The following is a 22,552-nucleotide window of genomic DNA, read 5'->3' on the forward strand; positions in this document are numbered from 1 at the left end:
ATAGAATGAGTAGATCACTTAAAAAAGGACCTTTCTGCGATGAACACTTAATGAAGAAAGTGGAAGAACTTAACAAAAACGATGAAAAGAAGATCATTAAAACTTGGTCACGTCGTTCTACAATATTCCCTAACTTCGTAGGTCACACTATTGCAGTTCACGATGGAAGAAAGCATGTACCTGTTTATATTACTGACGATATGGTTGGTCATAAATTAGGAGAATTTGTTCCTACAAGAACATACAAAGGTCACATTAAAAACGAAAAAACGAGTAAGGTTCGTAATTAATATAAGGAGGTATGACAATGCAAGCTAAAGCTATAGCGAAATATGTACGTATTTCTCCTCTAAAAGTTAACTTTATATGCAAAGAAATTAGAGGTAAACAAGTTGATGAAGCCCTTGCTATATTGAAATTCACTCCTAAAAAAGGTGCTAGAATTTTAGAAAAAGTGCTAAATTCAGCAATTGCAAACGCAGAACACAATTTTGGATTAAACAGAGAAGATCTTTTTGTATCACAAGCATACGCTAATAATGCTCCAGTAATGAAAAGATGGAGACCAAAAGCTAAAGGAATGGCTTATCCAATCCTTAAAAGATCAAGTCATGTTGGCGTAGTTGTAGAAGAAAGAGAATTATAAGGAGGAGTCTGATGGGTCAAAAAGTTAATCCTAAAGGATTAAGAGTTGGTGTTATCAAAGACTGGGATTCAAGATGGTTTGCAGATAAAAAAGATTTTGGTGATTATCTAGTTGAAGATCACAAAATTCGTGAACTAATCAAGAAAGAATCTTTCAGCGCTGGTATTAGCAGTGTTTCAATCGAAAGAGCATCAAACAAAATCAAGGTAACTATCAACACAGCTAAACCTGGTATGGTAATTGGCCGTCAAGGTGCTGGCGTTGAAGAATTAAAAAATAAATTAGAAAAATTAACAGGTAAGAAATTAATCATAAATGTAGAAGAAATTAAGTTCCAAGACTTAGATGCACAATTAGTTGCAGAAAACATTGCAAGTCAATTAGAAAGACGTATTTCTTTCAGACGTGCGATGAAACAAACTATGCAAAGAAGCATGAGAGCAGGAGCTTTGGGTATTAAGACTATGGTTTCTGGTAGACTTGGTGGAGCTGATATGGCAAGAAGCGAAGGATACAGCGAAGGAACTATTCCTCTTCAAACTCTAAGAGCTGCAATCGACTATGGATTTGCAGAAGCAGATACAACTTATGGTAAGCTTGGTGTTAAAGTTTGGTTATACAAAGGTGAAATGTTACCTGGTATGACAGAAGAAGATTTACCTGTTTACAAAAACAAAAAGAACGATAAAAACAAAAAAAGAAGAAACAATAACAGAAAAGGTAAATCCCAAGCAGCTAAAAACTAATTCGAGAGGAGGAAATATTCTATGTTAATGCCTAAAAGAGTAAAATACCGTAGAGTTCACAGAGGCAGAATGAAAGGTAAAGCATTAAAAGGCAATACTTTAACTTACGGTGATTATGGTATACAAGCGTTAGGTTCTTGTTGGTTAACAGCTAATCAAATAGAAGCAGCACGTCGTGCGATGACAAGATATATAAAAAGAGGCGGTAACATCTGGATCAAAGTTTTCCCAGATAAGCCAGTGTCAAAGAAGCCTATCGGTATTCGTATGGGTTCAGGTAAAGGAGCTCCAGAATATTGGGTAGCAGTAATTAAACCAGGTAGAGTATTATTTGAAATGGCAGGTGTTCCTGAAGATGTAGCTCGTGAAGCTATGAGACTTGCACAACACAAACTACCTATCAAAACTAAATTTATAGCTCGTGAAGAGTTCGGAGAAAAGGACGGTGAAGCTGATGAAAACTAAAGAAATTCGTAATCTATCAGATCAAGATTTACAAAAACAATTAGAACAATCTAAAAGTGAATTGTTTAATCTACGTTTTCAATTAGCTACTGGGCAATTAGAAAACCCTATGATGATAGGACTTGTAAAAAAAGATATAGCTCGCATTAAGACTATTATTAGAGAACGTGAGCTAAACATTGGTAAGGAGGCTTAACAATTATGGAAAGAAATATGAGAAAAACCATAGTTGGTATAGTTGTTTCAGATAAAATGGATAAGTCAATTGTTGTAGAAGTTAAAACACTTGTCAAAGATCCTAAATACGGTAAACAATTAAGAAAAACAACTAAATTTAAAGCACACGATGAAGAAAACATCGCTGGTATTGGCGATAAAGTTAAAATAATGGAAACAAGACCTCTTTCTAAAACAAAGAACTGGAGACTTGTAGAAATTATAGAAAAAGCAAAGTAATTCTTATTACGAAAGGAGAATTTTATGATTCAACAAGAAAGTCGTTTGAGAGTTGCAGATAACTCTGGTGCAAAAGAACTACTAGTAATAAGAGTTTTAGGTGGTACTAAAAGAAAGTACGCAGCTATCGGAGACATCGTAGTTTGCTCAGTTAAATCTGCACAACCGGGCGGTATGGTTAAAAAAGGTGATGTAGTAAAAGCTGTTATCGTAAGAACAACTAAACCATTGGGAAGAGCTGATGGAAGTTACATCAGATTTGACGATAACGCAGCTGTAATTATAAAAGATGATAAAAATCCAGTGGGAACAAGAATTTTTGGTTCAGTAACTCGTGAATTGAGAGCCAATAACTTCATGAAAATAATCTCATTGGCACCTGAAGTATTATAATTGGAGGTGTAAAGAGATATGAAGATTAAAAATGGAGATACTGTAATAGTTATTTCTGGTAAAGACAAAGGAAAGACTGGAAATGTTATTGAAGTATTAGCCAAAAAAAATAAAGTGGTAGTAGAAGGAGTTAACATAGTTACTAAACACCAAAAAGCTAACGGACGTGGTGTTGAAAGTGGACTAATCAAAAAAGAAGCTCCTATTGATGTTTCAAACGTAATGTATTATGATGCTAAAAACAAGAAAGGCACTAGATTAGGTTACAAGTTTGAAGACGGTAAGAAAGTTAGATTTATGAAATCTAACAACGAAACTATTAAGTAACATAAGGAGGGTATAAACTTGACTTCCAGATTAAAAGAAAAATATACAAATGAAGTTGTTCCTTTCTTGGTTGAACGTTTCAAATATGAAAACATCATGCAAGTTCCAAGATTGGAAAAAATCGTGCTTAACATGGGTTTAGGTTCTTCAAAAGAAAATCCTAAGGCTATCGAAAGTGCAGTTAAAGAATTAGAAACAATTACAGGACAACGCCCAATTGTAACAAAAGCAAGAAAATCTATCGCTAACTTCAAACTTAGAGAAGGAATGAATGTTGGTGTTAAAGTTACATTACGTGGTGAAAAAATGTATGATTTCTTAGATAAATTTATGAACATTTCTCTTCCACGTGTAAGAGACTTTAGAGGTATTTCTTCTAAATCATTCGATGGTAGAGGAAACTATGCTGTAGGTATCAAAGAACAATTAATATTCCCTGAAATTGAATACGATATGGTAGATCAAATTAGAGGTATGGATATTGTGGTCGTTACTACTGCAAACACTGACGAAGAAGCTAAGGAATTATTAGACAAAATGGGAATGCCATTTAAGAAATAAGGAGGAGTTTTAGTGGCTAAAAAATCAATGATCGCAAAACAAAAAAGACCTGCAAAGTTTAGCACAAGAGAATATAACAGATGCAAAATTTGTGGTAGACCTCACGGATATTTAAAGAAATATGGCATCTGCCGTATATGCTTTAGAGAATTGGCTTATAAAGGCGAAATCCCTGGCGTAAGAAAAGCAAGCTGGTAAGAAAGGAAGGAGGAAGCTTTTATGATGACTGATCCTATAGCAGATATGCTAACAAGAATAAGAAACGCAGTTAATGCGAAACATAAAGTTGTTGAAGTTCCTGCATCTAATATTAAAAAATCAATAGCACAAATTTTATTAGATGAAGGATTTATCGATGGTTTCAATGTTACAGAAGATGGTAAACAAGGAATCATTACAATAGATTTAAAATATGGTCCTAACGAAGAAAAAGTAATTTCAGGTATCAAGAGAATATCTAAACCTGGACTTCGTGTCTATGCCAGAGCAAATGAAGTTCCTAAGGTTTTAGGCGGACTTGGTATTGCTATTGTCTCTACATCAAAAGGCCTTGTAACTGATAAAGTTGCTAGAAAAGAAGGTATTGGTGGAGAAGTAATTTGTTACGTATGGTAACACAAACATTATAAGGAGGTTTGACCATGTCAAGAATTGGATTAAAACCAATTGAAATTCCTAATGGCGTTGAGGTAAAAGTAACTGAAGACAATTTGTGTACTGTAAAAGGACCAAAAGGTGAATTAGTTGAACAAATGCCAAAGGAAATGATTATCAAAGTAGAAGATAATACAATCACAGTTTCAAGACCTTCAGAAATTAAAAGACACAAATCACTTCATGGTTTAACAAGAACTCTTGTTTTCAACATGATTGAAGGTGTTACTGAAGGATACAAGAAAACTTTAATTATAGAAGGTACTGGTTACAGAGCAGCTAAACAAGGTAAAAAATTAGTTTTAAACTTGGGATATTCACACACAATTGAAAAAGAAGATCCAGAAGGAATCTCAGTTGAAGTTCCAGAACAACACACATTAATTATCAGTGGTATCAACAAACAACAAGTTGGTAACTACGCTGCTAAAATCAGAGACTTAAGAGGACCTGAACCATACAAAGGTAAAGGTATCAGATATGAAGATGAACATATTAGACGTAAAGTCGGTAAAACAGGTAAGTAGGAAAGGAGTAAGGTATGTTTAAGAAAATTGATAAAAATGCAAATAGAGTTAAAAGACATCTACGTATTCGTAAGAACCTTACAGGAACTTCTGAAAAACCAAGATTATGCGTATTCAAGTCTAATACTAACATCTATGCACAATTAATCGATGATGTTAACCACAACACATTAGTAGCTGCATCAACATTAGATAAAGATTTCAGTGGTGAATCAAAATCTAACAAAGAAGCTGCAAAACTTGTTGGTGAATTAATCGGTAAGAAAGCTATCGACAAAGGCATTGAACAATGCGTATTTGACAGATCTGGATATTTATATCACGGAAAAGTTAAAGAATTAGCTGAAGGTGCTAGAAGCGCCGGACTTAAATTTTAGTGCAAGGGAGGTATTTAGTATTGGAACTTTTAAATAAAGAAATAGAAGGTTTAGAATTAGAAGAAAGAGTTGTAAATATTAACCGTGTAGCTAAGGTTGTTAAGGGTGGTAGAAACTTTAGATTCGCAGCCCTTGTAGTAGTTGGAGATAAAAACGGACATGTTGGTGTTGGTATTGGTAAAGCACAAGAAGTACCAGAAGCTATCAGAAAAGCTAGCCAAGATGCTAAAAAACACATCTTCACAGTTCCTATCGTAAACACAACTATTCCTCACCAAGTAACAGGAATATTTGGAGCTGGTAGAGTATTATTAAAACCAGCTGGAGAAGGTACTGGAGTTATCGCCGGCGGTCCTGTTCGTGCGGTATGTGAATTAGCAGGTATCAAAGACGTTCGTTCTAAATCATTGGGAACATCAAACCCTCAAAACATTGTTAATGCAACTGTAGAAGGACTTAAATCACTTAAGACAGCTGAACAAGTAGCTAAATTAAGAGGAAAGTCTGTAGAAGAAATTTTAAAATAAGGAGGGCTTTTAAGTGAGTAAATTAAAGATCACTCTTAAAAAGAGCAAAATCGGCAGAATTGAAAAACACATTAGAACTTGTGAAGCCCTTGGACTTCATAAAATCGGACAATCAGTAATCAAAGAAGACAATGATGCAATTCGTGGAATGATTAGACACATTGCATTCATGGTTGACGTTGAAGAAGTTAAGTAGGAGGTGTTATAGTGAAATTACACAACTTAAGACCTGCTAAAGGTGGAGAAGTAAAAGCAAGAAAAAGAGTTGGTAGAGGTTACGGTTCAGGATTAGGACACAATGCTGGACGCGGTAGAGACGGACAAAACTCAAGATCAGGCGGAGGCGTAAGACCAGGATTTGAAGGGGGTCAAATGCCTTTATTCAGAAGACTTCCTAAGAGAGGCTTCAAAAACCATTTTGCAAAACAATACGCTGAAATCAACATCAGAGACTTAAATTGTTTTGAAGATGGAGAAGAAATAACACCAGAAATCCTAGCAAACGCAGGATTCTTTAAGCCAGCAAAGGCAAAAGACGGCGTTAAGATTTTAGGTGACGGAGAAATTACTAAGAAATTAACTATTAAAGCTAATAAATTTACTAAATCAGCTGAAGAAAAAATTACAAAAGCCGGAGGAAAGGTAGAGGTGATTTAAGATGCTTAAAACCTTGAAAGATTCATGGAAGGTTTTAGACATTCGTAAAAGAATCGGCTTTACTCTACTAATGATTGTAGTTTTTAGATTAGGTAATACAATACCGGTTCCTTTTATGGATAAGGCCATCATTAAACAAATAATGAGTGGTCAAGAAGGCGGAATAGTTTCTTTATTGAACCTATTGAGTGGGGGATCATTGAGACAAATGAGCATATTTGCTCTTTCAATCTACCCTTACATTACCGCTTCAATCATTCTTCAACTTTTAACAGTAGCATTTCCTAGATTAGGTGAGCTTACTCGTGAAGGTGAAGAAGGAAAGAAGAGAATGGGTAAATACACTAAGATCTGTAGTATAATTTTGGCATTCATTCAAGGATATGCTACAGTTAATGGTTTATTTAACAGAGCAATCGTAGACAAAAGCTTTTTAACAGGATTTGTTATACTAATAAGTTTGGTAGCAGGATCGATGTTTCTTGTATGGCTAGGAGAAATGATTACTGAAAGAGGTATCGGTAACGGAATTTCAATCTTGATTTTCCTAGGAATCATTTCAAATATGCCTAGACAAATCGGTACAATGATTTATCAATCTAGACAAGGAATGTTATCTTGGTGGAAAATATCACTTTTCGTACTAATAGCGATTATAATATTAGTAGTAGTTGTATTAATTAACCAAGGTGAAAGAAGAATTCCTGTACAATACGCTAAAAGAGTAGTAGGAAGAAAAATGTATGGTGGTCAATCAACTCATATTCCAATCAAGGTTAATATGGGTGGTGTAATGCCAGTAATCTTTGCATCAGCAATCTTACAATTACCACAAACAATAGCATTATTATTCGGCAAGGACATGCCAGGATGGTTAGCCCACATTTTCACAGTACAAACAACATCAGGGTTAGTTATCTTCTCAATAGTAAACATGTTATTGATTATAATATTCGCATTTTTCTACTCAGCAATTCAATTTAACACTGTTGAATACGCTAAAAACTTGCAACAATATGGCGGATTCATTATGGGAATTAGACCTGGTAAACCAACAGGTATGTATCTAAAGAAAATTTCTGATAGAGTAACATTTATAGGCGCAATCATATTAGCAATAGTTGCATCAGCACCAATGCTAATATCAAAAGCTATAGGAATACAAATCCTATTCGGTGGTACATCAATCATCATCGTAGTAGGTGTTGTATTAGATACTGTAAAACAAATGGAAAGTATGCTAACTATGAAACACTATAAAGGATTTTTGAAATAAGGAGTTTATAATGAGATTAATATTATTAGGACCTCCGGGAGCAGGTAAAGGAACTCAAGCTAAAAGAGTTATTGAAGAATTTGATATTCCTCACATTTCAACAGGAGATATTTTCAGAAAAAATATCAAAGAAAAGACAGAACTAGGTCAAAAAGTTGAAGGCTTACTTGCACAAGGAAAACTTGTACCTGATGAGTTAACAATAGAAATAGTATGGGATAGACTAGATCAAGAAGATTGCAAGAACGGATTCTTACTTGATGGATTCCCAAGAACAATCCCTCAAGCCGAAGCCCTTGATGAAGGACTAGCTAAAAGAGGATTGAAACTAGATCGTGTATTGAACATAGACGTTGACAAAGATTCTCTTGTAAAAAGACTTTCAGGAAGACGTGTATGTCCTAGCTGTGGTGCAAGCTATCACATTGACAACAACCCTACAAAAGTTGATGGAATTTGTGATGCATGTCAAACTCCAGTAATCCAAAGAGAAGACGACAAAGAAGAAACTGTACTAGATAGAATCAAAGTTTACGATTCACAAACTAAACCTTTAGTAGATTTCTACAACAAACAAGATTTAGTATTCACAGTTGATGGAACTCTTCCAATAGATGAAATCACTAATAAGTTAGTAACAGAATTAAAAAAAGGTTAGAATTAATGAGCCAATACAACAAACTTGAAACAGGACAAGTTGTTTTAAGTACTTGTGGTCGTGATATGGGCAAACTACAAATGGTTTTGGAAATTCTTGACGATTCTTATGTATTGGTAGTAGATGGAAAACAACGTAAAATCGAAAAACCAAAGAAAAAGAAGATAAAACATCTTCAAAAATACAACAAAAAGTTGCAATTAGAGAATTTAACAGATAAGAAACTAAGATATATGTTAAACAATTTAAAAAAGGAGGATCAAGACAAGGATGTCCAAAGAAGTTATTGAATTAGAAGGAACAGTAGTAGATGCTCTTCCTAATACGGTATTTAAGGTAGAACTTCAAAATGGCCATGTAATAACAGCTCATATTTCAGGCAAATTAAGAATGAATTATATAAGAATTCTTCCAGGAGATAAGGTAACGGTTGAATTATCACCATACGATTTGGATCGTGGTAGAATAACATGGAGAAAGAAATAAACGGAGGTTAAGCAATGAAAGTAAGACCATCAGTTAAAAAAATGTGCGAAAAGTGCAAGATTATAAAAAGAAAAGGTCGTGTTATGGTTATTTGCGATAACCCTAAACACAAACAAAGACAAGGTTAGTAGGAGGTATAAATGGCAAGAATTCAAGGTGTCGACTTACCAAATGACAAACGTGTAGAAATTGGACTAACTGCAATTTATGGAATAGGTAGACAATCATCAAATAAAATCTTAGCTAAATTAGGAATCAATCCTGACACAAGAGTAAAAGATTTAACAGAATCTGAATTATCTGATATCAGAAATGAATTAGACAACTATCTTACTGAAGGGGATTTACGTCGTGATGTAGCAATGAACATCAAAAGATTAAAAGAAATCAACTGCTACAGAGGATCAAGACACAAAAAAGGCCTTCCAGTAAGAGGACAACATACAAAGAACAACGCAAGAACTCGTAAGGGTCCTAGAAAACAAGCATAGAGAGGGGGAAATTAATTGGCACTAAAAACTAAAGGCGCTAAACGTAATGTTCGCGGTAAAAAAAGAGTAAAAAAGAATATTGAAAAAGGTCAAGCACATATTTCTTCTACATTCAACAACACTATGGTATGTTTAACTGACCTTAACGGTAACGTATTAAGCTGGGCTTCTGCTGGACAATTAGGTTTCAGAGGATCTAGAAAATCAACTCCATACGCTGCACAACAAGCTGCTGAAGAAGCTGCTAAAAAAGCTATGGAACACGGATTAAAGACTGTTGAAGTTTATGTAAAAGGACCAGGTTCAGGAAGAGAATCTGCAATTAGAAGTTTGCAAGCTTCTGGACTTGAAGTTAGCTCTATTAAAGATGTAACTCCAATCCCTCACAACGGTTGTAGACCACCAAAGAAGAGAAGAGTATAACACATAGGCTTAATTCAGGATTTCCTGATAGGACTTGTCGAAGGAGGCTGTATTTATGACTGAACAATTAGATACTAAAATAAAAATCGTTGAATTAGATGAACAAAATAATTACGGTAAATTTGTCATAATGCCACTGGAAAGGGGATATGGAACTACTCTAGGAAACTCTCTAAGAAGAGTTTTATTATCATCATTACCAGGAGCTGCTATATCAAAGATAAATATCCAAGGTGTAGCTCATGAAATGTCTACGATTAAAGGTGTCAAAGAAGACGTACCTGAAATAATTTTGAATTTAAAAGGTATCGCTGTAAAGAAATATAATGAAGAACCTATATCATTAAATGTAGACATAAAAGGTCCATGTGTTCTAACAGCTAAGGATATTTTAGTTGATACTGATTTGGAAGTTAAAAACCCAGATCATTACATTGCAACACTTAATGAAGATGCTTCATTAGAAATGCAAATCACAGTTATCAACGGAAAAGGCTACAAAATATCTGAATTTAATAAAACAGACGAAGATATTATAGGAGATATCGCTATTGACTCACTGTTTAGCCCTGTGAAAAAGGTTAATTTCACAGTGGATAATGCCAGAGTTGGCCAAGTAATTGATTACGATAAGCTTACAATAGAAGTGTGGACTAATGGAACAATTAGACCACAAGATGCCTTAAGTGAAGGAAGCAACATCCTAATCAATTGCCTGGAATTATTCAGTGAATTACCTAACTACGAGTGTAATACAAACAGTGACGACGAAGATAATCAAAAAGATAAAGAGACTCAAATGGTCATCAATATCGAAGAATTAGATTTCTCTTTAAGATCATTTAACTGTTTAAAAAGAGCAAATATCAATACTGTAGGAGATATCGTATCTCATACAAAAGCAGATATGATGAAAATAAAGAACTTTGGTAAAAAATCCTTAGACGAAGTTGAAGAAAAACTTCAAGAAATGGGCCTTGCATTTAAACAAGAAATAAAAGACGAATAAAGGAGGATAGACATTGGCTAACTTAAGAAAATTAGGTAGAAGAACTGATCACAGAACAGCAATGTTAAGAAACCTAGTTCAATCATTGTTCGAAAACGGAAAAATCGAAACAACAGTTACTCGTGCTAAAGAAGCTAGAAGAGAAGCTGAAAAGATGATTACACTTGGTAAAAAAGGTGATTTGAGCGCTAGAAGAGAAGCTCTTAAATATATATACAAAAAAGACGTTGTATACACATTGTTTGAAGAAATCGCACCAGTTTATGCTGACAGACAAGGTGGATACACTAGAATCTTAAAATTAGGACCTCGTAGAGGAGACGGTACTGAAATGTGTATACTTGAATTAGTAGATTACACTAAGAAAGAATCCTCAGAAGAAAAAGAAACAGTGAAAGCTGACAAATAGAAAATAACTAAGCATTTGCTTAGTTATTTTTTTATGTTCAATTGCAAAAACAAGCATGTAAGAATATAATAAAATAAGAAATAATTTGTTAGTAAATAACAAAATATTCTAAAAATTTATTGGGAGGAATTTATGAATAAAAAAATTTTAGCTGGAGTATTACTTACATCCCTACTAATTGGCACCAATTCATTTGCAGCCAACGAAACAAAAAAGATTGATACACTAGAAGATTTCGGACTTAAACTCGACTCTAAACTAGATAAGACTAACCTAGCCGATGAAATTAAACTTGAAAATGGTGTAACATTGAAGTTTGACAAAGACGGAAAACTTATTGGAATTAATGCACTTTCTAGCACAGAAAAATTACTATCAGGAAAATCAGATGAAAAATTTGAAGACTACAAGAATAAAACGCTTGATATGCTTAAAAAAGAAGGCTACATTCCTAAAGAATACAAATTAGTCGACAAACAAGATATACTTGATAACGGATATAAAGTTGTATTTGAAAAAGAAAATTCATATAATATCAAAAATCCGTACAATATAATAACAGTATCATTTGACAAGAAAACAAACGAGCTCAAAACATTCAACAAAATTGAAAAGTTTGAGGTTACAAAAGCACCTACAGCAAAGCTTGCAGATGCAAAGAAAGTTGCAATCGAAAAACTAAAATCCATCAAAGATTTTGATGAAACAAAAATAAAATCAGAAACCTCAGTAATCAACATAGACAACTTGCCAACAAAGTTTACAAAAAACAAAGGTCTAGTAGTTGCATATGTATTTGAATATGAAGATACAAAAGTTTATGTCGACGCTAATACAAAAGAATTGTTGGGAGCTGATAAGCTTAAAACAAATGAAAACACACAAAGCACAAAACCATACGTAGTATCCAGAATTTACGGCAAGGACAGAATTGACACATCAATCCAAATAGCTAAAAGCTACATCAAAACATCAGAATTTGCCATCCTTGCAAACCAAAACAACTTCCCAGATTCACTAAGTGCAACAGTTCTATCCAAGAAATTCAACGCACCAATATTGTTGACTGATGCGAATACAGCTGACAAAGGATTAATCCAAGAAATCAAAAGATTACAAACAAAATACTTCGTCAAAATCGGTGGCGAAAAGTCTATCAGTAACGAAGTTGCAAAACAATTATTACCAGAAAAAAGCAAAGTAAGATCATTCAAAGGCGCTGACAGATACGCAACAAATGCTGAAATCATCAAAGAATTCAAAGACGCAGACACTTGTATCATAGCAAGCGGCGAAAACTTTGCAGACTCACTAAGTATTGGCGCATACGCAACTAAAAACGGATATCCAATTGTATTAGTACAAAAAAATAAAATCAACGACGTAACAAAACAAGCATTAAAAGATTCTAAAATCAAAAAATGCTACATCGTCGGTGGAGAAAACTCCATATCAAAATCATTAGAAAAAGAACTTCCACAAGTAATCGAAAGAATCGCCGGCAATGACAGATACGAAACATCACTTAAAATAGCAGACAAATTCTACAAAGATGCAGAAGGAGCATACCTTGCAAGTGGAGAAGTCTTCGCAGATAGCTTGGCAATCAACCCAATCGCTGCTAAATTTGATGTACCATTGATTCTTACACCAAAAGACAAACTTCCACAAAAAACACTAGAATACCTTGAAAAATCAAAAATCATTCAAGTAGCTATAATAGGTGGAGAAAAGACAGTATCCAAACAAATTCAACAAGAATTAGCCAAAAACAACCAAGAAGTTGCAACAACTGTAACATTCACATACACAAAAGATGGTAAGAAAGTTACAAGAGAACTTACAAACGCCGAAGCTAACGAATTAGCGAAGTTAATGAATGAACACGATAAATATGTAAAAGATCAAAGATTAAAGAGCATATTTAACAACTACTTCACATTAGTAGGAGCTAATGGAAGAACAAAAGTAGCAGTATCAGTAAATATCGAAAAAGATGAAGTCGTAATAGACGATGCAATCAATGAAAAAGGTGCTACACTTAACAAAGACAACGAACTTGCAAAACAATACATTAAATTCATAAAAAATTTAAAACAAAATTAAGCAAAATTGTTGAAAAACAAACTTGTAGGTGATATAATAGCGTTGGCTTAAAAAATTATCGCGGCAAATAATTTTTTAATGGAGATGAATATTAATGGCAAGAATGATGGGACCTAGATTTAAACAATCTAGAAGATTAGGTCTAAACGTATGCGGTCACCCAAAAGCTAACAAAAGAATGGGTAAAGGACTTGGAAGAAACGACAAGAAGTTAACTGAATATGGTATGCAACTTCTTGAAAAACAAAGATTAAGAGCATATTACGGAGTAAACGAAAAACAAATGCACAAATACTTCGAAAAAGCCCTTAACAACAAAGAAGGTCTTACAACAGGGGATGTAATGGTAAGACAATTAGAAACTAGATTAGACAACCTAGTTCTAAGAGCTTCATTTGCATCATCAATCAGACAAGCAAGACAAATGGTATCTCACGGTTTAATCAGAGTAAACGGTAAAAAAGTAGATATCCCTTCTTTCCAAGTAGCTGAAGGATCTGTAATCGAATTGAAAGAAAAATCAAGATCAAATGAATTGTTCAAAGAAAACTACGAAACAAACTTTGCACAATCATTACCTTACATTGACAAGGAAGAAAACTTCAAAGTAACATTGACAAGACTTCCTGAAAGACAAGAAATTCCAATCGAAATTACAGACTCATTAATAGTTGAGTTGTACTCAAGATAATCAAAAGGCGAGTGATTACACTCGCTTTTTTAATTGCAATCATTGATATATACTCAAATTAAAAGTACAATAATATTAATAATAAACAAAAAAGGAAAATTAAATGAAAAAACGAGTACTCATAACCACGATACTATTCTTGTTTCTAGTGTATTTTAGTGGGACGACATTCTTCACATTCTACGCACTACCCAACACATACGTCAACGGCTACAACATGAGCTTTGTTGAAAAATCCAAAATAGTCGACAGAAATGCAGACATTAGGACACTCACAATAGGCGCCACAGACAACCGTAAACTCGTAATAGATGCAAAAGAAGTGGATTTCAACCTAAAAATACCAGAAGATTTCAAATTTGAACAAAATCCGTTCTCGTGGCCGTTGTCATTCTTCGACACCAAAAAATACAACATCAATTTCGACTACACAATCGATGAAGATAAACTCAACAAGAAAATCTACCAAGCAAAACTCAACAAAAACGCCAAGAAATCGTACAACGCATACATCAGTTACTTGGATGACGAATACACGATAATCCCAGAAGAAGTAGGAAACGAAATAAACACCGACAAACTCAAAGACACGATAAAAAAATCACTCCTAGAACAAAAAGAAGAAATCACACTCAAAAACGAATACATCAAACCGACAGTCTACTCAAACGACTGGAACATAATTCGTGCCAAAAACAAACTCAACAAACTAAAAGACATCGAAATAAGCTTTGATTTCAACGACACAATCCACAAACTAAAAGGAGCGAAACTTCGTGACATGATGGACTTTGATGACAGGCGTGGATTTGTATATAAAGACAGTGAAATCGAACAATTCGTAGAAGAATTGAAAAAAGAAACCGACACCTACAACAAACCTCACACAATAAAAACAGTCGAAAACAAAACACTCACACTCAACTCAACAGACTACGGCTGGGAAATCGACAAACCAAAAACAGTCGAACTCATAAAAGAAACTCTGGATAACAACGAAAGTAAAACCATAGAACCAGTCTACTCGAAACAAGCCAAATCCAGACTCAAAAATGACATACAAGACGAATACATTGAAATCGACCAACAAAACAAAACGCTCTACTACATCAACAACTACAAAATCAACAAAAGTATCCCTATAAAAATTGCACAACCACTCCCAAAAGGAATCTACAACATAGACAGCAAAACAAAAGGATACTCCAACAACTACACATTGGGTTTTTACAGACATACAATATCTAGCTCACAAAATTCGGATATACAAGTAAATTCCAAACTATTAGAAAGCATATACTACGATGTAGGAGATAACATTCCAGTAATAGTTTACTAAAGTAAAATAAAAGTAAAAAATTTTTAAAATTCACTTGACATTACAGTGCAAACTTGATAATATATATAAGCACTCAATTGTTCAGTGAATTTTTTAGTTGAATAAAAAATTGAAAAACACTTGACAAGAAAGAAATACAAGAGTATAATGTAATAGTTAGCTCACAAAACGCGAATTTCAAATAAACTTTGAAAATCACGTTTTAAAATATATTTCGTGAGTATAGAACCTTAATAAATTAAATAAAGTAAATACTTTGAGAGAAGTACAAACCAAACAATAATTCGGTGAGAATAAAAAAAGCAAAAGTCAGCTGAAAAGCTAGCTTCAAACAAACATTAAATTGAGAGTTTGATCCTGGCTCAGGACGAACGCTGGCGGCGTGCTTAACACATGCAAGTCGAACGGGATTTAGTAGACAGAAACCTCGGTGGAAGATTACTAATGAGAGTGGCGAACGGGTGAGTAACGCGTGAGCAACCTGCCTATGACAGTGGGATAGCCTCGGGAAACCGGGATTAATACCGCATAAAATCGTAGAAACACATGTTTCAACGGTCAAAGATTTATCGGTCATAGATGGGCTCGCGTCTGATTAGCTAGTTGGTGAGATAACAGCCCACCAAGGCGACGATCAGTAGCCGGTCTGAGAGGATGAACGGCCACATTGGAACTGAGACACGGTCCAAACTCCTACGGGAGGCAGCAGTGGGGAATATTGCACAATGGGGGAAACCCTGATGCAGCGACGCCGCGTGAACGAAGAAGGTATTCGTATCGTAAAGTTCTGTCCTATGGGAAGATAATGACAGTACCATAGAAGAAAGCTCCGGCTAAATACGTGCCAGCAGCCGCGGTAATACGTATGGAGCGAGCGTTGTCCGGAATTATTGGGCGTAAAGGGTACGCAGGCGGTTTAATAAGTCGAATGTTAAAGATCGGGGCTCAACCCCGTAAAGCATTGGAAACTGATAAACTTGAGTAGTGGAGAGGAAAGTGGAATTCCTAGTGTAGTGGTGAAATACGTAGATATTAGGAGGAATACCAGTAGCGAAGGCGACTTTCTGGACACAAACTGACGCTGAGGTACGAAAGCGTGGGGAGCAAACAGGATTAGATACCCTGGTAGTCCACGCCGTAAACGATGAATGCTAGGTGTTGGGGGTCAAACCTCGGTGCCGAAGTTAACACATTAAGCATTCCGCCTGGGGAGTACGCACGCAAGTGTGAAACTCAAAGGAATTGACGGGGACCCGCACAAGCAGCGGAGCATGTGGTTTAATTCGATGCAACGCGAAGAACCTTACCAGGGCTTGACATGTGGGTGAAAGGTATAGAGATATACCCCTCTCTTTATGAGACATCCATACAGGTGGTGCATGGTTGTCGTCAGCTCGTGTCGTGAGATGTTGGGTTAAGTCCCGCAACGAGCGCAACCCCTATACTTAGTTACCAGCGAATAATGTCGGGGACTCTAAGTAGACTGCCGATGACAAATCGGAGGAAGGTGGGGATGACGTCAAATCATCATGCCCTTTATGTCCTGGGCTACACACGTGCTACAATGGTTGGTACAGAGGGCAGCTATATAGTGATATAATGCAAAACTCGAAAGCCAATCCCAGTTCGGATTGTAGGCTGCAACTCGCCTACATGAAGTCGGAGTTGCTAGTAATCGCGGATCAGAATGTCGCGGTGAATGCGTTCCCGGGTCTTGTACACACCGCCCGTCACACCATGGGAGTTGATAATACCCGAAGCCTGTGACCTAATTGAGGAGCAGTCGAAGGTAGGATTGATGACTGGGGTGAAGTCGTAACAAGGTAGCCGTATCGGAAGGTGCGGCTGGATCACCTCCTTTCTAAGGAGTGCTAACTCAACAAGTATTTACTTTAAGGTTCTTTATGGGGGTATAGCTCAGTTGGGAGAGCACCTGCCTTGCAAGCAGGGGGTCAGGAGTTCGAATCTCCTTATCTCCACCATTGACTTAACAGAAATCTATGATTTCGTTGTAAGTCAAGTGCCGTTTTGTTTCAAATCTCTGATTTGTCAAAAAACGGCCAATGACCTAACCAAAGGTCATTAGAACATTGAAAATCGAATAACAGTATATATTTCCGGTCAAGAAACTAAGGGCGCAAGGCGGATGCCTTGGCACCAGGAGGCGACGAAGGACGTGACAAGCAACGAAAACCTCGAGTAGGAGCAAATATCCAGTGACTCGGGGGAATCCGAATGGGGAAACCTACTAGACACACTCTAGTATCCATACGTAAATACATAGCGTATGGAAGCGAATGTTCTGAACTGAAACATCTAAGTAGGAACAAGAAAAGAAAGAAAACTCGATTCTCCAAGTAGCGGCGAGCGAACAGAGAACAGCCCATTAAAGTAAGACTAAACTGATAGACAAATCTTATGGAAAGAAGAACCAAAGAAAGTAACAGTCTTGTAGTCGAAATCAGAATAGAGACACTTTAAGAAGAGTACCACGGAGCACGTGAAATTCTGTGGGAAGATAGGGGGACCACCCCCTAAGGCTAAATACTACCTGGTGACCGATAGCGAATAGTACCGTGAGGGAAAGGTGAAAAGAACCCCGGGAGGGGAGTGAAACAGAACCTGAAACCTTGCGCCTACAAGCAGACAGAGGAAGAAGACTTCTAATGTCGTACTTTTTGTAGAACGGGCCAGCGAGTTACGATACGTAGCAAGATTAAACATTTAAGATGTGAAGTCGTAGGGAAACCGAGTCTTAATAGGGCAAAAGTTGCGTGTTGTAGACCCGAAACCGGGTGATCTATCCATGGGCAGAGTGAAGGTAAAGTAAAATTTACTGGAGGCTCGAACCGGGTAGCGTTTAAAAGCTATCGGATGACCTGTGGATAGGGGTGAAAAGCCAATCGAACTCGGATATAGCTGGTTCTCCTCGAAATAGCTTTAGGGCTAGCCTTGTTTTAGATTACAGGAGGTAGAGCACTGAATAGTCTAGGGGAAGTAATTCTACCGAAACTTATCAAACTCCGAATGCCTGAAAATCGATGAACAGGAGTCAGACCATGAGGGATAAGCTTCATAGTCAAAAGGGAAACAGCCCAGACCACCAGTTAAGGTCCCAAAATACAGATTAAGTGGGAAAGGATGTAATACTACTCAGACAACCAGGATGTTGGCTCAGAAGCAGCCATACATTTAAAGAGTGCGTAATAGCTCACTGGTCAAGTGGTAATGCGCCGAAGATGAACGGGGCTAAATCTGATACCGAAACTGTGGGATAGAAAAGCAATTATGCGAGAAGTATGGTTAAGATCAGGAAATATATCAACTAGTAAAGTAAGAGAGAAAGACATAAAACAAAATTTGTGAAAACACAAAGCGTAAAACTATTAAACGATACAATTTCTAAAACACTTAACAACATACAACTGGCATAATAGCTTTTCTATCGGTAGAGGAGCGTTGTATATGAGAAGAAGCAAAAAGCGTAAGCAATTGTGGATTATATACAAGTGAGAATGCTGGCATGAGTAGCGAAAAGGGATGTGAGAATCATCCCCGTCGAAAGCCCAAGGATTCCTGAGCAAGGCTCGTCCTCTCAGGGTAAGTCGGGACCTAAGGCGAGGCCGAAAGGCGTAGTCGATGGACAACAGGTAGAAATTCCTGTACTACAAGATTGTGATTGAGAGAAGTACTGACGCAGAAGGAAAAGTCGAGCGTGCTGATGGTTGTGCACGTCCAAATAACAAGCCAGAATATACAGGCAAATCCGTATATTCGTCAACGTAAGTTATGATGGGGAGCAGAAAGATGCGAAGCGACAGATTCAAACTGCCAAGAAAAGGTGCTATCGAATAATCTTGTACCCGTACCGCAAACCGACACAGGTAGGCAAGAAGAGAATTCTAAGACGCGCGGAAGAACCTTTGTTAAGGAACTCGGCAAAATGATCCCGTAAGTTAGCGAGAAGGGATGCCTAAGAAATTAGGTCGCAGAGAATAGGCCCAAGCGACTGTTTACCAAAAACACAAGTATCTGCTAAATCGAAAGATGAAGTATAGGTGCTGACACCTGCCCGGTGCTGGAAGGTCAAGGGGACTTGTTAGAGCAATCGAAGCAACGAACTTAAGCCCCAGTAAACGGCGGCCGTAACTATAACGGTCCTAAGGTAGCGAAATTCCTTGTCGGGTAAGTTCCGACCCGCACGAAAGGTGTAACGATTTGGGCGCTGTCTCAACAAAGGATCCGGTGAAATTGTAGTAGTCGTGAAGATGCGACTTACCCACGGTAGGACGGAAAGACCCCGTGGAGCTTTACTGCAGGTTGACATTGAATTTTGGGATTAAATGTACAGGATAGGTGGGAGACGAAGAAGCAAGCTCGCCAGAGTTTGCAGAGTCACTGTTGGGATACCACCCTTTTAATTCTAAAGTTCTAACTAGTTACCATGAAGCTGGTAATAGGACACTGTCAGTCGGGCAGTTTGACTGGGGCGGTCGCCTCCAAAAAAGTAACGGAGGCGTTCAAAGGTTCGCTCAGAATGGTTGGAAATCATTCAAAGAGTACAAAGGCAAAAGCGAGCTTAACTGCGAGACATACAGGTCGAGCAGAGACGAAAGTCGGACTTAGTGATCCGGTGGTACCGAGTGGAAGGGCCATCGCTCAACGGATAAAAGCTACCCCGGGGATAACAGGCTTATCTCCCCCAAGAGTCCACATCGACGGGGAGGTTTGGCACCTCGATGTCGGCTCGTCTCATCCTGGAGCTGGAGTAGGTTCCAAGGGTTGGGCTGTTCGCCCATTAAAGAGGCACGCGAGCTGGGTTCAGAACGTCGTGAGACAGTTCGGTCCCTATCCACCGTGGGCGTGAGAAATTTGAGAGGATCTGTCCTTAGTACGAGAGGACCGGGATGGACAGACCGCTGGTGTACGAGTTGTACTGCCAAGTGCACAGCTCGGTAGCTACGTCTGGGAAGGATAAGTGCTGAAGGCATCTAAGCACGAAACCAACCTCGAGATAAGATTTCTATGAGATTACTTGAAGAAAACAAGATAGATAGGTCAGAGGTGTAAAGATAGTAATATCAAAGCTAACTGATACTAATAAATCGAAAACTTGACTGGAAATATATACTGTTATTGATTGAGATGTAAAAGTGAATAAGTATGGTGATAAAAGCAAGAGGGATACACCTGTACCCATGCCGAACACAGAAGTTAAGCCTCTTAACGCCGATGGTACTACGATGGAAACGTCGTGGGAGAGTAGGTAGTCGCCAAACAATTTTAATTGGTTGGACTACGAGCCCACTTGTGGGAGATCTAGGCCTAACAGAAATCTATGATTTCGTAGTAGGTCTGATGCAACCAGTTGCCACGAATCTTTGATTCGTAGGAACTGTCTGCTGTAGGTAGACGCCAAACAAACAAGTGGCGCGAAAACCACTTAAGGAGACCTTGAAGAATTTAATGTATTTTACGAGCGACGCTTCGAACGATAAAACCTTCATATTTAATTATTAAAAAGAAGGTTTTTGAAGTGAGGCTGAGCGAGTGAAAACATTAAATTCATAAAACAAGGGCTCATTTATTACCAATATTCCTAGGTAGCTCAATGGTGGAGCACTCGGCTGTTAACCGATAGGCTGTGGGTTCGAGTCCCACCCTGGGAGCCAAATGCCGGGGTGGCGGAACTGGCAGACGCACAGGACTTAAAATCCTGCGGTGGTTAAACACCGTATCGGTTCGATTCCGATCCTCGGCACCAATAACGCGGGATAGAGCAGTTTGGTAGCTCGTCGGGCTCATAACCCGGAGGTCGTAGGTTCAAATCCTGCTCCCGCAACCATACATACACAACAAATCATATAATATGGCGGAGTAGCTCAGATGGCTAGAGCACACGGTTCATACCCGTGGTGTCAGGGGTTCGATTCCCTTCTCCGCTACCAATTTTTTATTCAGCGGTTGTGTTATTTGAAAATTAAATTAAAAGGCCCATGGTCACAGGGCTAGATTTAAAAAATAATAAACTTTAAACCTTAGTAATTAAGGCCCTATGGTCAAGCGGTTAAGACATCGCCCTTTCACGGCGGTATCCCGGGTTCGAATCCCGGTAGGGTCACCAGATATATGGGCGATTAGCTCAGCTGGGAGAGCATCTGCCTTACAAGCAGGGGGTCACAGGTTCGAGCCCTGTATCGCCCACCATATATTTTATACAGAAACAAAGATAACAAATTCTAACACAAGGCCCGGTAGTTCAGTTGGTTAGAATGCCAGCCTGTCACGCTGGAGGTCGACGGTTCAAGTCCGTTCCGGGTCGCCAAGTATGCTGGTGTAGCTCAATTGGTAGAGCAACTGACTTGTAATCAGTAGGTTAGGGGTTCAAGTCCTCCCACCAGCTCCAAATCCTTTTTAATAAAGGATCAAGGAGGAGTTCCCGAGTGGCCAAAGGGGACGGACTGTAAATCCGTTACTTTATGTTTCGGTGGTTCAAATCCACCCTCCTCCACCAAAGAAATTCATGCGGAAGTGGCTCAGTGGTAGAGCATCGCCTTGCCAAGGCGAGGGTCGCGAGTTCGAGTCTCGTCTTCCGCTCCAGACAACAACAGATGTGCATACATCTGTTTTGTTGTATATGAACGATTAGCTCAGCTGGATAGAGCGTCTGGCTACGGACCAGAAGGTCGGGGGTTCGAATCCTCTATCGTTCGCCAAGACTATAGATCATGTATCTATAGTCTTTTTTTATTGCAAAATCTGATTGCACAACACATCCGCACCACAATATTTCCACATCAAAACCATTCCTCTTACAAATTCATCAAATATTTTTTCAGAAAAGTAAATTTTTTCTATTTTTTACACAATTTTCACACAATTTACAAAAGTATATCAAAATATTCCTCTTGAAAACGTTAGTAAATCAATGTTAGTTTTTATATCATCAAAAAAATATAAAAAAATTACAAAATCTTTCTATTTTGTCAGACTAAATATAAATAACAAATATTGAACGAAAAAACCGCAATAAATTATTGATATACGAAATATTACATAATAAACAGTAAAAAACAATGAAATCAACAATAAAACGATAAATAAAAACCAAATAATACCTTATATTAAAGTAAATAGGTAAAGTTATAATTCAATTTTACTGTTGTAACAACAAAAACACTCTGAAACAAATTGGAACAAAGCATGTAAATTGACATTTCTTATATAATATGATAATATTTACCCATAAATAATACATGTAAATATATAGTACATAAAAACGGAAGCAAACGTAATTATAATGATATGATTAAGCAATGCATTTTATT

28 protein-coding genes, 12 tRNA genes and 3 rRNA genes are annotated in these 22,552 nt (G+C 37.2%); all 43 read left to right on the forward strand.

Annotated features, from left to right (window positions below; translation table 11 throughout):
• Positions 1-5 precede the first annotated feature (5 nt).
• Positions 6-290 carry a 30S ribosomal protein S19 gene (rpsS, locus tag FMG_RS00820; protein WP_002836113.1) on the forward strand — a complete coding sequence of 95 codons (285 nt, stop codon included), beginning with the start codon at positions 6-8 and terminating at the stop codon, positions 288-290.
• Positions 291-307: 17 nt separating this feature from the next.
• A complete protein-coding gene (gene rplV / locus FMG_RS00825) occupies positions 308-646 on the forward strand; it encodes a 50S ribosomal protein L22 (RefSeq protein ID WP_002836114.1) in 339 nt (112 codons plus the stop codon).
• A gap of 11 nt (positions 647-657) precedes the next feature.
• Positions 658-1,392, forward strand: coding sequence for a 30S ribosomal protein S3 (gene rpsC / locus FMG_RS00830; protein WP_002837360.1), 735 nt, complete (start codon positions 658-660; stop codon positions 1,390-1,392).
• A 21-nt stretch (positions 1,393-1,413) separates the two neighbouring features.
• Positions 1,414-1,857: a 50S ribosomal protein L16 gene (gene rplP / locus FMG_RS00835; protein ID WP_002836117.1), complete on the forward strand. Its 444-nt coding sequence runs from the start codon at positions 1,414-1,416 to the stop codon at positions 1,855-1,857.
• Positions 1,847-2,053 carry a 50S ribosomal protein L29 gene (rpmC, locus tag FMG_RS00840; RefSeq protein ID WP_002836118.1) on the forward strand — a complete coding sequence of 69 codons (207 nt, stop codon included), beginning with the start codon at positions 1,847-1,849 and terminating at the stop codon, positions 2,051-2,053. Before rplP ends, rpmC begins: the two co-directional genes overlap by 11 nt.
• 5 nt (positions 2,054-2,058) lie before the next feature.
• Positions 2,059-2,313 (forward strand): 30S ribosomal protein S17, encoded by a 255-nt coding sequence (rpsQ, locus tag FMG_RS00845; protein WP_002837391.1) that lies wholly within the window; start codon positions 2,059-2,061, stop codon positions 2,311-2,313.
• 24 nt (positions 2,314-2,337) lie between these two features.
• Positions 2,338-2,706, forward strand: a complete 369-nt coding sequence (rplN, locus tag FMG_RS00850) for a 50S ribosomal protein L14 (protein WP_002836120.1) — start codon at positions 2,338-2,340, stop codon at positions 2,704-2,706.
• Positions 2,707-2,724: 18 nt separating this feature from the next.
• Positions 2,725-3,033, forward strand: a complete 309-nt coding sequence (gene rplX / locus FMG_RS00855; RefSeq protein WP_002837398.1) for a 50S ribosomal protein L24 — start codon at positions 2,725-2,727, stop codon at positions 3,031-3,033.
• Between the two features lie 18 nt (positions 3,034-3,051).
• Entirely contained in the window at positions 3,052-3,594 is a 543-nt protein-coding gene (rplE, locus tag FMG_RS00860) for a 50S ribosomal protein L5 (protein WP_002837392.1), read from the forward strand.
• A gap of 12 nt (positions 3,595-3,606) precedes the next feature.
• A complete protein-coding gene (locus FMG_RS00865) occupies positions 3,607-3,792 on the forward strand; it encodes a type Z 30S ribosomal protein S14 (RefSeq protein ID WP_002836123.1) in 186 nt (61 codons plus the stop codon).
• Positions 3,793-3,813: 21 nt separating this feature from the next.
• Entirely contained in the window at positions 3,814-4,209 is a 396-nt protein-coding gene (gene rpsH / locus FMG_RS00870; RefSeq protein WP_002837393.1) for a 30S ribosomal protein S8, read from the forward strand.
• Between the two features lie 26 nt (positions 4,210-4,235).
• Complete coding sequence (gene rplF / locus FMG_RS00875) at positions 4,236-4,775, forward strand: 50S ribosomal protein L6 (RefSeq protein WP_002837386.1); 540 nt, start codon at positions 4,236-4,238, stop codon at positions 4,773-4,775.
• Between the two features lie 14 nt (positions 4,776-4,789).
• Positions 4,790-5,152, forward strand: a complete 363-nt coding sequence (gene rplR, locus FMG_RS00880) for a 50S ribosomal protein L18 (RefSeq protein ID WP_002837380.1) — start codon at positions 4,790-4,792, stop codon at positions 5,150-5,152.
• 20 nt (positions 5,153-5,172) lie between these two features.
• A complete protein-coding gene (gene rpsE / locus FMG_RS00885; protein WP_002837356.1) occupies positions 5,173-5,679 on the forward strand; it encodes a 30S ribosomal protein S5 in 507 nt (168 codons plus the stop codon).
• A gap of 13 nt (positions 5,680-5,692) precedes the next feature.
• The gene (rpmD, locus tag FMG_RS00890; RefSeq protein ID WP_002836132.1) at positions 5,693-5,875 is read left to right on the forward strand and encodes a 50S ribosomal protein L30; all 183 of its coding nucleotides are present in this window, start codon (positions 5,693-5,695) and stop codon (positions 5,873-5,875) included.
• 11 nt (positions 5,876-5,886) lie between these two features.
• A complete protein-coding gene (gene rplO, locus FMG_RS00895) occupies positions 5,887-6,336 on the forward strand; it encodes a 50S ribosomal protein L15 (protein ID WP_002840173.1) in 450 nt (149 codons plus the stop codon).
• Between the two features lies 1 nt (position 6,337).
• A complete protein-coding gene (secY, locus tag FMG_RS00900) occupies positions 6,338-7,612 on the forward strand; it encodes a preprotein translocase subunit SecY (RefSeq protein ID WP_002840198.1) in 1,275 nt (424 codons plus the stop codon).
• 10 nt (positions 7,613-7,622) lie between these two features.
• Positions 7,623-8,270 (forward strand): adenylate kinase, encoded by a 648-nt coding sequence (locus FMG_RS00905; RefSeq protein ID WP_002840184.1) that lies wholly within the window; start codon positions 7,623-7,625, stop codon positions 8,268-8,270.
• Positions 8,271-8,275: 5 nt separating this feature from the next.
• Positions 8,276-8,560, forward strand: a complete 285-nt coding sequence (locus FMG_RS00910; RefSeq protein WP_002836136.1) for a KOW domain-containing RNA-binding protein — start codon at positions 8,276-8,278, stop codon at positions 8,558-8,560.
• Positions 8,541-8,756 (forward strand): translation initiation factor IF-1, encoded by a 216-nt coding sequence (infA, locus tag FMG_RS00915; protein ID WP_002836137.1) that lies wholly within the window; start codon positions 8,541-8,543, stop codon positions 8,754-8,756. The genes FMG_RS00910 and infA overlap by 20 nt, the downstream gene beginning before the upstream one ends.
• A 14-nt stretch (positions 8,757-8,770) precedes the next feature.
• Positions 8,771-8,884 carry a 50S ribosomal protein L36 gene (gene rpmJ, locus FMG_RS00920; protein ID WP_002836138.1) on the forward strand — a complete coding sequence of 38 codons (114 nt, stop codon included), beginning with the start codon at positions 8,771-8,773 and terminating at the stop codon, positions 8,882-8,884.
• Positions 8,885-8,896: 12 nt separating this feature from the next.
• Positions 8,897-9,247: a 30S ribosomal protein S13 gene (gene rpsM, locus FMG_RS00925; protein WP_002841105.1), complete on the forward strand. Its 351-nt coding sequence runs from the start codon at positions 8,897-8,899 to the stop codon at positions 9,245-9,247.
• Between the two features lie 15 nt (positions 9,248-9,262).
• Positions 9,263-9,670, forward strand: a complete 408-nt coding sequence (gene rpsK, locus FMG_RS00930; RefSeq protein ID WP_002836140.1) for a 30S ribosomal protein S11 — start codon at positions 9,263-9,265, stop codon at positions 9,668-9,670.
• A gap of 55 nt (positions 9,671-9,725) precedes the next feature.
• Positions 9,726-10,679 carry a DNA-directed RNA polymerase subunit alpha gene (locus FMG_RS00935; RefSeq protein WP_002840213.1) on the forward strand — a complete coding sequence of 318 codons (954 nt, stop codon included), beginning with the start codon at positions 9,726-9,728 and terminating at the stop codon, positions 10,677-10,679.
• Between the two features lie 13 nt (positions 10,680-10,692).
• Positions 10,693-11,088, forward strand: a complete 396-nt coding sequence (gene rplQ, locus FMG_RS00940; protein WP_002837396.1) for a 50S ribosomal protein L17 — start codon at positions 10,693-10,695, stop codon at positions 11,086-11,088.
• A 132-nt stretch (positions 11,089-11,220) separates the two neighbouring features.
• Positions 11,221-13,194 (forward strand): cell wall-binding repeat-containing protein, encoded by a 1,974-nt coding sequence (locus FMG_RS00945; RefSeq protein ID WP_012290212.1) that lies wholly within the window; start codon positions 11,221-11,223, stop codon positions 13,192-13,194.
• A 94-nt stretch (positions 13,195-13,288) separates the two neighbouring features.
• On the forward strand, positions 13,289-13,885 hold the full coding sequence (rpsD, locus tag FMG_RS00950; RefSeq protein ID WP_002837359.1) for a 30S ribosomal protein S4: 597 nt from the start codon (positions 13,289-13,291) through the stop codon (positions 13,883-13,885).
• A 103-nt stretch (positions 13,886-13,988) separates the two neighbouring features.
• Positions 13,989-15,224 carry a peptidoglycan binding domain-containing protein gene (locus FMG_RS00955; protein WP_012290213.1) on the forward strand — a complete coding sequence of 412 codons (1,236 nt, stop codon included), beginning with the start codon at positions 13,989-13,991 and terminating at the stop codon, positions 15,222-15,224.
• A 339-nt stretch (positions 15,225-15,563) separates the two neighbouring features.
• A 16S ribosomal RNA gene (locus FMG_RS00960) occupies positions 15,564-17,085 on the forward strand.
• Between the two features lie 45 nt (positions 17,086-17,130).
• Positions 17,131-17,206 (forward strand) — tRNA-Ala (locus FMG_RS00965).
• Between the two features lie 137 nt (positions 17,207-17,343).
• Positions 17,344-20,345 (forward strand): 23S ribosomal RNA (locus FMG_RS00970).
• 41 nt (positions 20,346-20,386) lie between these two features.
• Positions 20,387-20,503 (forward strand): 5S ribosomal RNA (gene rrf, locus FMG_RS00975).
• Together the 16S, 23S and 5S rRNA genes with 12 tRNA genes alongside form the textbook arrangement of a ribosomal RNA operon.
• Before the next feature lie 318 nt (positions 20,504-20,821).
• Positions 20,822-20,896: transfer RNA gene (locus FMG_RS00980), tRNA-Asn, on the forward strand.
• A 3-nt stretch (positions 20,897-20,899) separates the two neighbouring features.
• Positions 20,900-20,988 (forward strand) — tRNA-Leu (locus FMG_RS00985).
• Between the two features lie 4 nt (positions 20,989-20,992).
• Positions 20,993-21,069: transfer RNA gene (locus FMG_RS00990), tRNA-Met, on the forward strand.
• Positions 21,070-21,095: 26 nt separating this feature from the next.
• A tRNA-Met gene (locus tag FMG_RS00995) sits at positions 21,096-21,172 on the forward strand.
• 101 nt (positions 21,173-21,273) lie between these two features.
• A tRNA-Glu gene (locus FMG_RS01000) sits at positions 21,274-21,348 on the forward strand.
• A gap of 7 nt (positions 21,349-21,355) precedes the next feature.
• Positions 21,356-21,431: transfer RNA gene (locus FMG_RS01005), tRNA-Val, on the forward strand.
• 41 nt (positions 21,432-21,472) lie between these two features.
• A tRNA-Asp gene (locus FMG_RS01010) sits at positions 21,473-21,549 on the forward strand.
• Positions 21,550-21,554: 5 nt separating this feature from the next.
• Positions 21,555-21,630: transfer RNA gene (locus FMG_RS01015), tRNA-Thr, on the forward strand.
• A gap of 23 nt (positions 21,631-21,653) precedes the next feature.
• Positions 21,654-21,738 (forward strand) — tRNA-Tyr (locus FMG_RS01020).
• 11 nt (positions 21,739-21,749) lie between these two features.
• A tRNA-Gly gene (locus tag FMG_RS01025) sits at positions 21,750-21,824 on the forward strand.
• A gap of 39 nt (positions 21,825-21,863) precedes the next feature.
• A tRNA-Arg gene (locus FMG_RS01030) sits at positions 21,864-21,940 on the forward strand.
• The last annotated feature ends 612 nt before the right edge of the window (positions 21,941-22,552 follow it).

The organism is Finegoldia magna ATCC 29328, from assembly GCF_000010185.1.
Classification (GTDB): Bacteria; Bacillota; Clostridia; order Tissierellales; family Peptoniphilaceae; genus Finegoldia; species Finegoldia magna_H.

What these genes read in the sequence shown, in the direction of transcription:
- infA (WP_002836137.1), top strand. Translation starts at nt 8,541, where the DNA reads ATGTCCAAAGAAGTTATTGAATTAGAAGGAACAGTAGTAGATGCTCTT.
- FMG_RS00945 (WP_012290212.1), top strand. Translation starts at nt 11,221, where the DNA reads ATGAATAAAAAAATTTTAGCTGGAGTATTACTTACATCCCTACTAATT.
- rpsD (WP_002837359.1), top strand. Translation starts at nt 13,289, where the DNA reads ATGGCAAGAATGATGGGACCTAGATTTAAACAATCTAGAAGATTAGGT.
- rplX (WP_002837398.1), top strand. Translation starts at nt 2,725, where the DNA reads ATGAAGATTAAAAATGGAGATACTGTAATAGTTATTTCTGGTAAAGAC.
- FMG_RS00905 (WP_002840184.1), top strand. Translation starts at nt 7,623, where the DNA reads ATGAGATTAATATTATTAGGACCTCCGGGAGCAGGTAAAGGAACTCAA.
- rplF (WP_002837386.1), top strand. Translation starts at nt 4,236, where the DNA reads ATGTCAAGAATTGGATTAAAACCAATTGAAATTCCTAATGGCGTTGAG.
- secY (WP_002840198.1), top strand. Translation starts at nt 6,338, where the DNA reads ATGCTTAAAACCTTGAAAGATTCATGGAAGGTTTTAGACATTCGTAAA.
- FMG_RS00955 (WP_012290213.1), top strand. Translation starts at nt 13,989, where the DNA reads ATGAAAAAACGAGTACTCATAACCACGATACTATTCTTGTTTCTAGTG.
- rpsS (WP_002836113.1), top strand. Translation starts at nt 6, where the DNA reads ATGAGTAGATCACTTAAAAAAGGACCTTTCTGCGATGAACACTTAATG.
- rplP (WP_002836117.1), top strand. Translation starts at nt 1,414, where the DNA reads ATGTTAATGCCTAAAAGAGTAAAATACCGTAGAGTTCACAGAGGCAGA.
- rplV (WP_002836114.1), top strand. Translation starts at nt 308, where the DNA reads ATGCAAGCTAAAGCTATAGCGAAATATGTACGTATTTCTCCTCTAAAA.
- rplN (WP_002836120.1), top strand. Translation starts at nt 2,338, where the DNA reads ATGATTCAACAAGAAAGTCGTTTGAGAGTTGCAGATAACTCTGGTGCA.
- FMG_RS00910 (WP_002836136.1), top strand. Translation starts at nt 8,276, where the DNA reads ATGAGCCAATACAACAAACTTGAAACAGGACAAGTTGTTTTAAGTACT.
- rpsC (WP_002837360.1), top strand. Translation starts at nt 658, where the DNA reads ATGGGTCAAAAAGTTAATCCTAAAGGATTAAGAGTTGGTGTTATCAAA.
- FMG_RS00935 (WP_002840213.1), top strand. Translation starts at nt 9,726, where the DNA reads ATGACTGAACAATTAGATACTAAAATAAAAATCGTTGAATTAGATGAA.
- rpmJ (WP_002836138.1), top strand. Translation starts at nt 8,771, where the DNA reads ATGAAAGTAAGACCATCAGTTAAAAAAATGTGCGAAAAGTGCAAGATT.
- rpsH (WP_002837393.1), top strand. Translation starts at nt 3,814, where the DNA reads ATGATGACTGATCCTATAGCAGATATGCTAACAAGAATAAGAAACGCA.
- rpsM (WP_002841105.1), top strand. Translation starts at nt 8,897, where the DNA reads ATGGCAAGAATTCAAGGTGTCGACTTACCAAATGACAAACGTGTAGAA.
- rpmC (WP_002836118.1), top strand. Translation starts at nt 1,847, where the DNA reads ATGAAAACTAAAGAAATTCGTAATCTATCAGATCAAGATTTACAAAAA.
- rpsQ (WP_002837391.1), top strand. Translation starts at nt 2,059, where the DNA reads ATGGAAAGAAATATGAGAAAAACCATAGTTGGTATAGTTGTTTCAGAT.
- rplR (WP_002837380.1), top strand. Translation starts at nt 4,790, where the DNA reads ATGTTTAAGAAAATTGATAAAAATGCAAATAGAGTTAAAAGACATCTA.